Below are 14,491 nucleotides of genomic sequence, written 5' to 3'. Positions count from 1 at the left end.
TTCGGATGAAGAAGATTGTTTGGTGGAGTATTGGTGTTGTGACAGTACTCGCAATTACCGTGTTCTTTTTACTTAAAACATATGGACCTTATTACAATATTTATGTGATGAAACCATCGACAAAAGACTATGTCAAAATTGCTATCACACAAATGGAGAGTCAAGGTCTCTATGCAAAGGGAGAACAGTGGGAACGCGCCAAAGAAGAAGCTTATCAAACGACGAAAGACGCAAAGTCATATGAAGATACCCATGATGCATTGCGCAAAGCATTGAAAGTGGCTGGTGGTAAACACGCATTTCTTCAAACACCATCTGAACAAAGCGATGTGAAAGATCAAGTAGCGTATCCAACGAGTAAAAAGGTGGGCACAACACTTGTATTAGAATTACCAGGATTCATGGGCAGTGAAAAAGAAGCAGAACGTTATGCGAAGACATTGAATGATGCGCTTGAAAAACATGACTATGAACGTGTGATTGTGGATTTACAAAACAACGATGGTGGCGATATGGGGCCGATGATAGCAGGATTGTCTAAGATTATTCCAGATGGGACACTCATGTCATGGGTTGATCGTAAAGGGAACAGCTTTGATGCAACGTTGAAAAAGGGCAAAGTCAATGGCGGTGGTACACCGATACAAGTGAAAGCTGGGTCGAAGGACTTGGAGACACCTGTGGATGTATTAATTGGTGATAAAACAGCAAGTTCTGGAGAGATTACTGCCCTTGCCTTTAAAGGTCGTTCACATATACAGTTTATCGGTAAAGACACTGCGACGTATACGACAGCTAACACAACACTGACACTTTATGATGGTACGCAGATGAATATTACGAATTATAAAATTAAAGACCGTACAGGTAAATATTATGAAAACAACCCGATTCATCCAGATATTACGAGTGACAAAGCGCTTGAAACAGCACTCAGTCAGTAGAACGTTATGCAAATGTACAAAAGTACAAGCATATTCTCTTAAAATCTAAATTCAAATAAACAAGAGATAGTTATCAATCTAGATAGAACTTCATATATTTTAAAAATAAAATATGTGGGGTTCTTTTGATGTTTGTTATACTACAAGGTTTTTAGAAATGTTGAGAGATAGGAACGTTGAAAGTGACTATAAATATTAAATAACTTTAATTAATGATTGGAATATGCAGTGTTGAATAAGGTGAAACATCGAAATATTTTGTCAAATCACTTTTTCTCAAAAGTATGTGACAAGGGGGACAAGACGACGTAAAATAAATATGATTATGTAGACAAATAGGAGGTATTCGCATCAGATGCAATGGATTATTTATCTTGTAGCAGGGCTTTTAGTCACAACAATCGATGTCACAATTTTAAAACAACATAGAACGATAGGACGTATCATTGAGAAGGGATTATTTTACTTTATTACTATTAATATCGTTACACTCGGACTATTTGTTTTTGTGTTAAAACGTCCAGATAGTGTAGAAAATGCAACCTATCAACCATTTTTCTCATTGTATTACATAGGCGTCGCATTGTTCATCGGTACATTATGGATTGCAGTTAAATATGTATTACAGCGTCAAACACAGATCCAACTTCACAAAACATCAGTGAAGCGTCGTTGGATTGATGTGACAATCAAAATCTTGACGATGTTATTTGTAATTATTGGTTTACTTGCAGTGTATTTTTCAAATTGGTTTATTGACTACTTCGGTAATATTACGCCTGAACAATTTTTATTTAACTTGAAGTCACCAATCAAAGGGACGTCGGACGGCATGGTTGAAGAAATGGTTCGCACACCTATTTTAAAAGCACTATTCTTAGCAATGCCGCTATTTATTCTAGTTGTGTATAACCGATACGATGTGATTGGCCAACGACAACGCACCTTCTTGAAACGAACAGTGGCGAGAACATTGTTGTTGCTTGTCTCACTCGTAGTGTTAGTCACAGGTGTTACGTATAGTTCACAAAAATTGCGTTTACCTGAAGTATATGAAGCTTATGCAAAAGACTCACAGTATATTAAGCAGAACTATGTGGCACCTACAACGAAACAGTATCAGTTTCCAGAGAAGAAGCGTAACTTAGTACATATTTATTTAGAATCTGTTGAAAACTCTTATTTATCGAAAGATCTAGGCGGTTATATGAATGAAAACTTAATGTCTGAGTTAACAGAACTATCGAAAGAAGGTGTACACTTTTCAGACTCGAAAGACCCATTTGGTGGTCCGCATCAAACGTATGGTTCAAGTTGGTCCGTAGCAGGCATGGTGAACATGGGTATGGGTATTCCACTGAAGATTCCAATGAATGGAAATAGTTATGGAAAGTCAGGTTACTTCTTGCCAGGTGCTCGTGGAATGGGCGACATCTTGCATGAAGAAGGTTATGAACAAACGATTATGTTCGGTGCAGACGCTGATTTTGGTGGTTTGACAACGTATTTCAAATCTCATGGTAATTTTAATATTTGGGATTGGAAATATGCACGTAATCATGGTTATATTCCGAAAGATTACAAAGTATGGTGGGGCTTTGAAGATGATAAGCTGTATGACTATGCGAAGCAAGAAATCACACGTTTGTCACAAACAGGGAAGCCTTTCAACTTTACGATGGAAACAGCAGATACACACTTTCCAGATGGATACGTGTCGAAAAATACACCAACACCTCGTGATAACCAATATGCGAATGTGATTGCTTACTCAACATCAGAAGCAGTAGCATTTGTCCGTTGGTTACAACAACAGCCTTATTATGAAAATACAACGATTGTCATTACGGGGGATCATCTCAGCATGGATAAAAAGTTCTTTAAAGACTTCGATCCAGATTATAAACGTGACATTTTTAATCTCATCATTAATCCAGCGAAAGAACCTGAGAAAGTACAAAACCGTCAATTCGCACCATTAGATATGTTCCCAACTATTTTATCGAGCATGGGTGTTGAGATTAAAGGCGATCGTCTCGGTTTAGGAACAGACTTATTCTCAGAGACACCGACATTGATTGAACGAGATGGGCTAGAGAAGTTTGATAGTGAGATTAGTATGAATAGTAACTACTACAATAAACAATTCGTTAGTGAGCGAGGCTCTGGTAAGCAAAAAGTTGAACAATAATCGGATACGATATTGGAACTAGAAGTTTTACCGTAGCTGATTGATGTGTGACTGCGTTCACTTAATCATCCTTGTAGTGTGCCAGAGTTTTAAAACCATATTTTTACTTCAGATACCCACGACCACTATACTCATTGTTTCAACCAAAACGAAGGATTGAGTATCATATCTCACTCCTTAAAAAAGTATTTTAACATAATGGTTGACATATAATTGAATTTTCCGTTATACTTTAAATGTGTAATATATACGATATTCAATCAACAGTCATGATTGAACACTAAACGCCATCTACTATTGCCGTAGTAGATGGCGTTTTTTTGTTAGTGATTGGTGGTTAATCGTCATCAACGCTTGCGATTACTTAACCAATGCTTGTAAGTCGCAAGTACAATACCAACGATTATTGGCGCGAGCAATGTGCAATATACGATAGATATTACAGTCATAATCAAACACCTCCTATCCTGTCAGATTTCAACAGATAGTGTGTTGATGACGAAAAAATTATATCATGATAGTAGTTTAGGTGGGGTATGGAACAGAAAAAGAAATTTAAATGCTTTTTATATTTTGTTGAATTAAGATTATCGTACGACAAATCTTATCAGAAGAACTGTATGTAATTTTTTAAATTATACAAAGAGCGAGGAGCGATGACATCATCATTCATCGCTCCCCGCTTGTATCTTATTTGACATACTTCATTTCTAACTGGTGAATCAAGTGTGTTAGCATGTCATTGTTAGGTGTTGGAATATTCGCTTCACGTCCATATTTACTGATTTGTCCATTTAAATAGTCGACTTCTGTGTAGCGCCCATTGTATAAATCTTGATGCATAGATGGATAGTGTAATCCTTGTGTTTCTTTAGGGTAAGCAGCTTCTATTTTCTCAAGCATGGCATGAGCATCGAGTGTTACGCCACGTGTTTTTGCCACAGTAACAATCTCATCGATGACAGGTGTAACCATATCACGTGAGTACTCATAGCTACCGAACTCATAGATTGTTTTATTCAAAATACTACACAATGGATTTAACACACTATTCAATGTCGCTTTAGACCAAATTGATTGGAATACATTATCGCTAATTTTAGCGTTTAGTCCTGCATCATTGAAAATTTTATTGATTCTCTCAGTGCGTTCATCAGATTGACCGTCTGCACGTTGCAGTTCGATACTGCCTTGTCCTTCTAGCAAAATTTGTCCGGGACCACGCATACCAGCTGTCCACATCGTTACAGCTAAAAAGACTTGCTCATGTGGTACAATTTTTGCGAAACGCTCATCATGTCCAAGTCCATTCATCATTGTTAGGATGGCTGTGTCTTGATGAATGGTATCACGTTCTTTTAATTCATGAATCATTGCTTCTGAGTGCATTGATTTTGTAAGAATGATAATCAAATCAAATGAACCAGTGACATCTGTTGGTAAAACAGCAGGAATGTCTACGATGTATGTATCTGTTTCTGTTTGAATTTCTAGACCTTTATCATTGATGGCCTGAACATGGTCTGGCCATGTATCAATTAATGTGACATCGTATCCTGCTTGCTTAATGTAACTTCCAATACGACTCCCCATAGCACCTGCGCCAGCAATAGCAATTTTCGTCATTTGACATCCTCCTTATTTTGTAAACGGTTTAATTCAAGTTTAGAATTTTCGAAAAGATATGTCAATTACATGTAAAAAAACACGAGATACTTAAGTGTCGTATCTCGTGTGTGTAATCTGTTGTTATACAGGGCGAACGGTTATCTCGTTGACATTGACATGTGCAGGTTGTGTTAATGCGTAGAGTACAGCATCTGCAATGTTCTGTGCTTCAAGCATTTTACGATCACCGAAGTCATATCCATCATTGAGCGGTGTGTCTACCATGCCTGGTGAGATACTTGTTGAGCGAATACCTGTGCGTGCTAATTCTTTCTCAAGTCCTTGTGTAATCGCATGTACAGCCGCTTTTGTTGCGCTATAAAGTGTACTTACTTTTGTGACTTCAAAGCCTGAGATTGATGAGATATTGATGATATGTCCACTAGATTGTGATTGAAGATGTGGCATGACAGCATTAATCGCATAAAGTGTCCCTTTCACATTAACATCAATCATCGCATCCCAACCAGAAACATCTCCTTTTGTAATAGCTGAAGAAGTCATTAAACCAGCACTGTTGATAAGAAAATCAACTTGTCCGAAGTGTGCAATTGTGTGTTCAATTGCTTGTTCCACTGATGCACGATCCGTGACATCTGTTGGGATTATTAATGCATCTGTAAAATCTTCTGCAACGGTATTCATTTTATCTTCATTACGTGCGAGTAATACAATCTTTGCGCCATTGTCGTTGAGTTGTCGTGCAATAGCAGCACCGATACCACTGCTTGCACCAGTGATCACTGCGACTTTATCTTTGAGTATTTCCATATTATTTTCACCTTCCAGAAGTCTGTTTTTAAAGCTGTCGGGGCTGAGATATTATAAATCTGTACTTTGGGTAGAAAGTAGAATGATTATCTCAACTGTTTTCCTAACGTCATTCATAACCTAACACATTCATAAAACATAAGAAAATCAATTGCTCTTGACGTAAGTTAACAAATATGTCAAAAAGCGTATAAAAAACGCATTATCAAGAAGAAAGTATTATGTTAAAATATTCACATTGAAAATGAAAAGAGGAAGAAAAAGAATGCTTCTTTTTAGTATAGAAATTATAATTATGGTTCTTGCAATTGTTCTCGGATTGCGTACGGCAGGCGCACTCGGTTGTGGGATCTTTGCGATTGTTGCACAATTAGTGATGATATTTGGCTTTGGCTTATCACCGGGATCAGCCCCAGTAACGGCCGTGTTAATTATTTTATCAATCGGGATTGCAGGCGGAACACTTCAAGCAACAGGGGGCATTGATTATCTCGTCCACTTGGCATCAAAAGTGATCGAACGTTTCCCGAAATCTATCATCTTCATTGCGCCTATGATTGTCTTTTTATTTGTATTTGGTATTGGGACAGCAAATATTGCCCTTTCATTAGAACCAATTATTGCGAAAACAGCGTTAAAAGCACGTATTAAACCTAAAAAACCACTAACAGCTTCTGTGTTGACAGCGAATATCGCATTGTTGTGTAGTCCGGCTGCATCAGCCACAGCATACATGATCTCAGAATTTGCAGGATTAGGCATTACAATGGGACAATATTTATCGATTGTTTTGCCGACAGCGCTCATTAGCATGGTTATCTTGAGTACTTTTGTGACGTTCGTTGGAGAGACAAAAATGGATGAGCGTCAAGCGCAGACAATGCTTCAAAAAATTGTTGAAGAAGATACAACAAAAACATATTCTACACGTGTTAAGTTAGGTGTATTGTCATTTATTGTGGCAGTCGCTTGCATACTTACATTCGGTATTTTCCCTGAATTTGGTCCATCATTTAAAGTTGATGGTGAAATTGTTAAGTTACAGATGACAGATCTTGTACAACTTTTTATGTATATGAGTGCGATGGTTAATCTGTTACTCATTAAAATTCAGCCGACTGAAATTTTAAATTCTCATATTACACAAGCTGCGATTGGGGCTTTATTTGCGGTGCTCGGGCCTGGTTGGCTAGGGGCAACCATCTTCAGCGCTCCTTCTAACCGAGATATCATGGAGACGCAAATAGGAGGACTTGTTGAACAAGCACCGTGGCTCTTGATCTTGTTCGTCGGGCTGGTATCAATGGTTGTGATTTCACAATCAGCCACAGCATCTATCATGGTGCCGATTGTGATGACATTAGGCATTCCGCCTACATTCTTCTTAGCCATTGTTCAAACGTTAAATGTGAACTTTGTTATTCCAGCACAACCAACGATTCTCTTTGCGGTAGATGTCGACGAAACACGTTCAACGAAAACGACCAGCTTCTTGTTACCAGGATTTTTCTTAATTGCAACAACGGTCTGTGTCGGTTTATTGATTAAAACAATTTTAGGTGCTTAATAGAATAGATAAAGATACAAGCAGGTAGATATTCATGATCTACTTGCTTGTTTTTATATAGGCAAATACTGGTATGAAAGCAATTGTCCTATGTTATAATTGTAGAACACTAAATAAAAAAACAGAAATTTTCGATTCAAATTGTATAAATTTAATATTAAATTGTGCTATAATAAAATTACAGTGTTAATTATTTTCATATTTTGAATTTTTTAGCCTACGTTCTCCCCATAGTAACGTGGGCTTTTTTGTATGGAAAATGAAGTGCTGATGATATTTCCTGTGAATGCTAATAATCAGGGTAAGACCCTCACAAATTCGTATGATTGTGAGGGTCTTTAAATTGAAAAAGTATTTAATCACGTACTTTTTTAGCAAGGTCAGTAATATATGCAAAAAAGGCATCGTGATCTACATGATAAACGAGATTAAGTGGTCGCCCATGTTCTTCATCTAGATAAGTGCGCCCTTGACTTGGTCCGTGTGTGATAACGGATGCATGGACTGTTTTTTGACGGACGAGGTCAGGTTTACCTGTATATGCTGTTGTGAGTACGTCCCACAAGAAATATGTTGAATTTGTTTGAAAGTGCGTTAATGGTGGAACAGCCGCGTAACTGACGCCTAGAAAGTCAACACCCGTATGTTCATGTTGATCTGCCCAGTACTGACGAATGGCAGGTGTGAGTGGGACTTGGTTGGTGCTTTCCAAAGCGACCATGTCAATCGGGATATCCGTTTCAAAAACATGTGCAACAGCTTCAGGATCCCAGAAAGCATTCCATTCAGCCGTTCCATCATGCTCAGGCTCTTCAACATTTCCTCTATCTAAAAATGTCCCACCCATCCATACGAGTCGTTCGATATTGTCTGTAATATTTGGTGCCACATCTAATGCTTTCGCAAGGTCAGTTAGCGGGCCAGTGAACAGGAGTGTCACAGGTTGTTGAGAAGCTTGGACTTTTTCAATGATATCTTCGTAAGCATGTGTTTTGAGTGTGTGTGATTGTGACGGACGTTGCTCGTTTAAGATGGGTAAAGCATCCATAAAGAAGGCATGCATGCGCCAATCTTTTGGAAAAGGGTTTTTCCCGCGCTCATAAGAAGTTGCCACATCAATCGGATAATGGCTAAAGCGATTGATAATTTTGCGTGAAGCACTTTCAGCAGGTTCGACATAACAATCAGCACCGATCGCACTCACACCAATCAACTTGATATTATCCATATGTAAGAGTAGGAAGAGTGAGACTAAGTCATCGACACCGCCGTCGTGGTTAAAGTAAACAGGTTTCATCATTTTTCTCCTTTATCTGTGATAGTTCTATCATAAGTGACATGTGTTAAAAAATCACGAATTCTTGCGTTCATAAATTCGCCATAAAATAAAGAGAAAAAATAGTTATGTCTCATGATATAATAATGATAATCATTATCAATTAAGAGGTGATACGATGAGAAAAGAAGCAGGCCATACATTTTTAGCAAAACTAGGAAAAACACGATTACGTCCGGGTGGAAAGCGTGCGACGGATTGGTTAATCGATAAAGGACATTTTTCTTCGGATAAACAGGTGTTAGAAGTCGCATGCAACATGTGTACCACATCGATTCATTTGGCGAAAACTTACGGCTGTCAAATCGAAGGGATCGACTTGAATAAAACAGCATTGGCACAAGGTGAAAAGAATGTAGCGGCAGCAGGGTTGTCGGATAAGATTCATTTACAACAGGCAAATGCGATGAACTTACCATTCGATGATAACAGTTTTGATATCGTACTGAATGAAGCGATGCTGACGATGTTACCTGTTAAGGCGAAACAACAAGCGTTAAACGAATACTATCGTGTACTGAAGCCAGGTGGTGTGTTACTGACACATGATATCGTTATTCAAGTACCTTCTAAAGAAACAGAAATCATCAATGACTTGTCTCAAGCTATCAATGTGAATGTGTCACCACAATTGAAAGAAAAATGGCATGAACTGTATTGTCAAGCAGGTTTTGATAACATCGAAACACAACATGGACCTATGACTCTCATGACACCAAAAGGGATGATTTATGATGAAGGAGTCAAAGGGACGTTGAAAATTGTTAAAAATGCAATGAAGAAAGAAAATCGACCGATGTTTATACGCATGTTTAAAACATTCAAACGTCACAAAGATGGTTTGAATTATATTGTGCATGCAGCCCATAAAGAGCAATAGCATTTCTATTAATAATGATGACTACATGATCGTTACGTATGTGGGGATGATGTAGTCATTTTATTTCTATGTGTGTTCACATTGCCACCACAAAGTAGTAGTATTAAGACAAATAATGTGGGAGGATAATCGAGTGAAATCATCAGTTAAAGAAACCAAGTTTAATTTGGTTGCGCTACTTTTACTTATCGGTGTATTTATGGCAGCATTGGATAACGGAATTATTAGCGCAGCATTGACGACGATTAATCAATCGTTTGAAATACAGCCACAGATGGGCGCATGGGGAATTGCTATTTATACGTTAGGTATGGCGGTTGCAACGCCAATAGCTGGTAAGTTGGCTGATATGTATGGTCGCAAGAAAGTTTATATTGTTGAAGTAGTCTTATTCGGCGTCGGCTCATTGCTTGTAGCATTAAGTCCCAACTATACATTTTTCATCATCGCACGTCTCATTCAATCACTCGGTGGTGGTGGACTTTTTGTCATCGCGAGTGCCCACTTCATCTCGACGTACGATCGTTCTAAGCAAGGGACGATGTTAGGTGCGCTCGGTGCAATGAATGGGATCGCCTCTGTACTTGGCCCTAACTTAGGAAGTTTACTGATCAAAGTGACTGGTACATGGCATTGGTTGTTCTTAATTAATGTACCAATCGCAGTGTTTATTACAATATTTGTGATGTTGAAAATGACAGAAACACAACGTCCTGTACAGAAAAAGATGGATACATATGCGATTATTATGTTCTCACTTTCGACATTGTTCGTGATGTTCGGAATTTATAACATTCGTGCAAGTAGTGCAATGAGCAGTACGATGCGATGGTCTGTTATTGCCTTCTTCGTACTAGCAATTTTAGGCTATGCCATGATGATTTGGATTGAAAAACGTAATGAAGGCAAAAATGTCGATGCGTTTTTACCATATGAATTATTACGTAAACCAACATTTTCAGCGATTCTCGTAATGGGGATTTGTTCGGGTATGCTGATTGGTGCTATTATTTTCATTCCATCTTTTGTCGAAAATGTTTTGCATGTGAGTGCGGCAGATAGTGGCTTTTGGCTTACACCACTTGCACTCGCTTCTGGTGTTGGTGCATCGATGGGTGGCCGTATGGTTGATAAGAAGGGGCCTGTCTTTGCATTAGTTGTTGCGAGTCTTATTAGTATTTTGGGATATGGTGGGTTAGCGATATTAACATCGGGTGTCATCACATTCTTAATCTTTTCTATCATAGCCGGTCTAGGTTTTGGTTTTACAATCGGTGCACCGATGACCGTATTGGCAACACGAACGGCAGGTTATGGTGATGACCGAAACAGTACAGTCATTGCGACGTTATCTGTTTCACGCCAGATGGGTATTACCATTGCCCCAACACTTTTTGCGACGTTGATCCAACTAGGATTCAGCAAAACTGTCTCAAAAGTGACGACAGCATTAACTGATCGACATTTAACACAACAAGATGTTCCGCAACAATTGATGTCTCAAGTTGAACAGGTGAACGGCAGTACTTATGCTTTGTGGCAGAAGCTTGAAATGATGCCAAATACACCTGTACGTCAGGCGCTTATGGAAGGTTTGGATGCTGTTGCGAGTGCTGCATTTATGCCTGTATTCTTAACGGCAGCATTTGGTTCAGTTGTAATATTAGTACTAACATTAATATTTAGACGTTCATTTAGTGAATAAATGAGTATGAAGGAAGGCTACCGTTATAGAGCGGGAAGTCTTCCTTTTGTACATTAATAAGATGTGTTTCATGTGGAACTTTAAAAATCACCTTAACAAAATCTTTATATTTAATTCAAATTCTCTTCAAAAATTAAAACTATAATGACATTGAATCTAATATTGAAAAGGGGTTTTTGAAGCATGAAATTACGTTCATCTTTAGGCAGTATCATGATTGCAAGTTCATTAGTCAGTGCATCAATTTTAGGGACGGCACCTGAAGTCAAAGCAAACAGTCAGCACCAAGATCAAGTGACTGTCTACGGCGATAAAGAAAGTCCTAAAAATATTATTTTCATGGTTGGAGATGGTATGGGACCGTCCTACCAAACAGCATATCGATATTTTGCTGATAATCCGGATACAGAAGAAATGGAAGAAACAGCTTTTGATGATTATTTTGTCGGAAGTCAACGTACATACTCGGCAGATAAAGAAGAAAATGTTACAGATTCAGCAGCAGCAGGTACAGCGATTAGTTCAGGGCATAAAACATACAATGGTGCGATTGGTGTTGATGAAAACCAAAAAAAAGTGGAGACCGTATTAGAACGTGCTAAGTCAATCGGTAAGTCAACGGGGTTAGTGACAACAGCTGAGTTGACAGATGCGACACCTGCAGCCTATGCAGCACACGTGACAGACCGAGATAAAAAGAATGAGATTGCGCAACAATTTTATGACGAACGCATTGAAGACGCACATAAGGTAGATGTGTTACTCGGTGGTGGCGCAAAATATTTTGGTAAAGAAAACGGGAACCTTGATAAGCAATTTGAAAAAGATGGCTATGATGTCGTAACGAATAAGGAAGGATTAACTGAATCAGACAGTGACCAAGTATTGGGGTTATTTGCAGATGAAAATATGCCACTACAAATCGATGCACCTGATGATAATCCGAGTCTAGCTGATATGCAAAAATCAGCTTTGGATCGTTTGTCTAAAGATGAAGATGGCTTTTTCTTAATGGTAGAAGGCGCATCAATTGATAAGCAAGGTCATACACACGATGTAACAGGTGTGATGTCAGAGATGAAAGGATTCGAGAAGGCATTTGAAGATGCGATGGCATATGCCGAATCAAATCCAGATACACTCGTCGTAGCGACAGCAGACCATTCAACTGGTGGTTTATCGGTAGGAAAAGATGGAGAATATGCGTGGGATGCAGAGCCAATACGTAATATGAAGCATTCGCCACAATGGATGACAGAACAGATTGCATCAGGAGAATCAATCGATGATACGATTCAAGCAGGTTACGGTTTTGATGTTGATAAGAAAGAAATGAAAAAGATAAAACAAGAAGCAGATCAGTTAGCGAAACTAAATAAGAAAAAAGATGAAGAGAAATACGAAAAACAATATCAAGCGTTGCAAGATGCGATTCAACACCCTATCAATGATGCTTCAAAAACAGGATGGACATCATCTGGACACACTGGCGTAGATACGAATACTTACGCTTACGGTCCGGGCTCTGAAGCCTTTCGAGGGAATATGAATAATGTAGAAAATGCAGAGCGTATCTTTAAATTTTACGAAAATAAATAACATAAACAACAGCCCATTCACACGAATTGAAGTGAATGGGCTGTTAGTGTTCAGGGGCGTAAAAAAGGACTTTACTCATCATTCGAATTCTGCTCAATCCCTAAACGCTTCTCTCACAACCTCGTGATGTCAGTGTTCGAGAAGCAGGGCTTTCGACAGAACGTCGCAATTCCCCAAAATAAAAAAGCTATTTTGAGAATTGCTTGGGTTCTGCTCAATCCCTAAACGCTTCTCTCACAACCTCGTTCTTTATTCTGCTTGGCGGATGTCTTCGGCGATATCTTGATAGTCGAATGTTTTATTGATGAAGCTTGGGTCGGTTGATAAGTGTTGTTCCAAGGTTGCGCAGTTTTGAATTTGAACAGTTCCTTCTGCCAAGTCAAAGTCTAAAATGTGTCCAACAAACTGCTGATCTTCTGAAATGAAGTGTGCATGAAAGCCAGCGGCACCAATGCCGTGAAATGCTTCGGGTGTATAGACTGCAACGATTGTACCTGAGATGTGCTGACGGTGATATTCAGGTTGCGCTTTAGCAGAAGTAACCAAACGTGTATACGGTGGATCCTGTTTTGGCATGATGCGAACGTGCATGTGACTGAATGTCCCTTTAATTTTAATCATTGCAAATAGATTCTCGCTCAGCATGCGTTCACGAATTTGTTGATACAACGCTTCGTGGTTTGCGGCAGTTGCTTCAAAAGCCGTATCTGCTGAGAATTTTGAGACAGATGCATAAGGTGTGAGCGCTTCCCCAGAAAGTATGCGCACTTTATCGTCTGTTGTTGTCGCATGGAATGCTTGACCGTCGACAAAAATTACTTCGCCATCGGAGCCCGTTAATGTCGCAATCCCATGATCGCCGTGTTGAAGTAACGTGTCAATACTGCATGTCCCTTCCAGTGCACCTGCCATCAGGGTGCCTAATGTGCCATGTTGATATAACGCATGTTGCATAAGTTGTTGCCACCTTTATCTTTATTGTTTAATGATAGTGTATAAGGCATCTATGTCGGACACAAGTATAAAGTTTGTGCGATAATGAAGGTAATAAATGTGTTGTATAGTAATGAAAAGAAAGGGGAAACACGATGACACGTCAAATTCAAAAACTTTATGTAGGCAAAGTAAAGGAACACGGCGATGCAAATGCGACAGACTTGATGTCACAAACATGGACGACTGCGGCTTTTAAACGAGAAATCTCAGAACCGGTATGGCTTGGAACGGAAGGGCTTCAAGGTGATGCTGTCGGAGATACCCGCCATCATGGTGGAACAGAAAAAGCATTATTCGCATATGCCGCAGATTATTACCCAGTGTTTAGTGCGCAATACGAGCAAGAAATTCCTACGGGGAGTAATGGGGAAAATATTTCTGTGATAGGTATGAATGAACAAACGGTTTGTATCGGTGATGTTTATCAAGTCGGAGAAGCAGTGATACAGGTTTCTCAACCGAGACGCCCATGCTGGAAACCAAGTCGTCGGTTAGGAATTCTTGAGTTTGCGAAAATGTTAGAAGACACAGGTAAAACAGGCTGGTACTATCGTGTGTTGCAAGAAGGTTATATCCAACAAGGCGATGTACTAGTGCTGCAAGAGCGACCATATCCTGATTGGACGATTCAGCGGATGAATGACACATTACAAGGGAAAGCTGATAAGACAGACATAAAAGTATTACAAGAAGCAGATTTTACACCTGAAAGCTGGCATCATAGTTTAGAAAAACGTCTAACTGGTGCAGCAATCGATGACAGTGCGAGATTGTATGGTCCCAATATTTAACTTAATATCATGACATACCTACTTTTTTAGAAAGGTAGGTATT

General features: G+C 39.0%; 12 protein-coding genes. 7 read left to right on the top strand and 5 right to left on the bottom strand.

All coding sequences use genetic code 11. The features are described from left to right. The first annotated feature begins 5 nt into the window (after positions 1-5). Together C7J88_RS06820 and C7J88_RS06815 are read left to right on the top strand one after the other, a co-directional pair. Positions 6-944 (top strand): S41 family peptidase, encoded by a 939-nt coding sequence (locus C7J88_RS06820; RefSeq protein ID WP_095118015.1) that lies wholly within the window; start codon positions 6-8, stop codon positions 942-944. Positions 945-1,299: 355 nt separating this feature from the next. Beyond that, a complete protein-coding gene (locus tag C7J88_RS06815) occupies positions 1,300-3,135 on the top strand; it encodes an LTA synthase family protein (protein ID WP_095118014.1) in 1,836 nt (611 codons plus the stop codon). Between the two features lie 347 nt (positions 3,136-3,482). On the opposite strand, the gene C7J88_RS06810 is transcribed toward C7J88_RS06815, so the two are convergent. The 3 genes from C7J88_RS06810 to C7J88_RS06800 form a co-directional block, all read right to left on the bottom strand. Continuing rightward, a complete protein-coding gene (locus tag C7J88_RS06810) occupies positions 3,483-3,584 on the bottom strand; it encodes a type I toxin-antitoxin system Fst family toxin (protein ID WP_106904261.1) in 102 nt (33 codons plus the stop codon). A gap of 241 nt (positions 3,585-3,825) precedes the next feature. Further along, complete coding sequence (locus tag C7J88_RS06805; protein ID WP_095118013.1) at positions 3,826-4,761, bottom strand: ketopantoate reductase family protein; 936 nt, start codon at positions 4,759-4,761, stop codon at positions 3,826-3,828. Positions 4,762-4,884: 123 nt separating this feature from the next. Then, the gene (locus C7J88_RS06800; RefSeq protein ID WP_095118012.1) at positions 4,885-5,574 is read right to left on the bottom strand and encodes an SDR family oxidoreductase; all 690 of its coding nucleotides are present in this window, start codon (positions 5,572-5,574) and stop codon (positions 4,885-4,887) included. Positions 5,575-5,818: 244 nt separating this feature from the next. On the opposite strand from C7J88_RS06800, the gene C7J88_RS06795 reads away from it, so the two are divergent. Then, positions 5,819-7,141, top strand: coding sequence for an anaerobic C4-dicarboxylate transporter family protein (locus tag C7J88_RS06795; protein WP_408640782.1), 1,323 nt, complete (start codon positions 5,819-5,821; stop codon positions 7,139-7,141). A 355-nt stretch (positions 7,142-7,496) separates the two neighbouring features. Here the strand turns inward: C7J88_RS06795 and C7J88_RS06790 are convergent, their stop codons facing one another. Beyond that, complete coding sequence (locus C7J88_RS06790; protein ID WP_095118010.1) at positions 7,497-8,438, bottom strand: nucleoside hydrolase; 942 nt, start codon at positions 8,436-8,438, stop codon at positions 7,497-7,499. Between the two features lie 157 nt (positions 8,439-8,595). Here C7J88_RS06790 and C7J88_RS06785 point away from each other — a divergent pair, with 157 nt between their 5' ends. The 3 genes from C7J88_RS06785 (at position 8,596) to C7J88_RS06775 (ending at position 12,661) form a co-directional block, all read left to right on the top strand. Continuing rightward, positions 8,596-9,357, top strand: coding sequence for a class I SAM-dependent methyltransferase (locus C7J88_RS06785; RefSeq protein WP_095118009.1), 762 nt, complete (start codon positions 8,596-8,598; stop codon positions 9,355-9,357). A 133-nt stretch (positions 9,358-9,490) separates the two neighbouring features. Further along, positions 9,491-11,062, top strand: a complete 1,572-nt coding sequence (locus tag C7J88_RS06780) for an MFS transporter (protein WP_229709385.1) — start codon at positions 9,491-9,493, stop codon at positions 11,060-11,062. A 183-nt stretch (positions 11,063-11,245) separates the two neighbouring features. Continuing rightward, a complete protein-coding gene (locus C7J88_RS06775; RefSeq protein ID WP_095118007.1) occupies positions 11,246-12,661 on the top strand; it encodes an alkaline phosphatase in 1,416 nt (471 codons plus the stop codon). Positions 12,662-12,910: 249 nt separating this feature from the next. Here the strand turns inward: C7J88_RS06775 and budA are convergent, their stop codons facing one another. Next, positions 12,911-13,615 (bottom strand): acetolactate decarboxylase, encoded by a 705-nt coding sequence (gene budA, locus C7J88_RS06770; RefSeq protein ID WP_095118006.1) that lies wholly within the window; start codon positions 13,613-13,615, stop codon positions 12,911-12,913. A 134-nt stretch (positions 13,616-13,749) separates the two neighbouring features. Between budA and C7J88_RS06765 the strand changes: the two genes are divergently transcribed. Next, positions 13,750-14,448 carry an MOSC domain-containing protein gene (locus C7J88_RS06765; protein WP_095118005.1) on the top strand — a complete coding sequence of 233 codons (699 nt, stop codon included), beginning with the start codon at positions 13,750-13,752 and terminating at the stop codon, positions 14,446-14,448. Positions 14,449-14,491 lie beyond the last annotated feature (43 nt).

The organism is Staphylococcus muscae (assembly GCF_003019275.1).
GTDB lineage: Bacteria > Bacillota > Bacilli > Staphylococcales > Staphylococcaceae > Staphylococcus > Staphylococcus muscae.
This window is presented reverse-complemented; position numbering and strand designations above follow the sequence as displayed.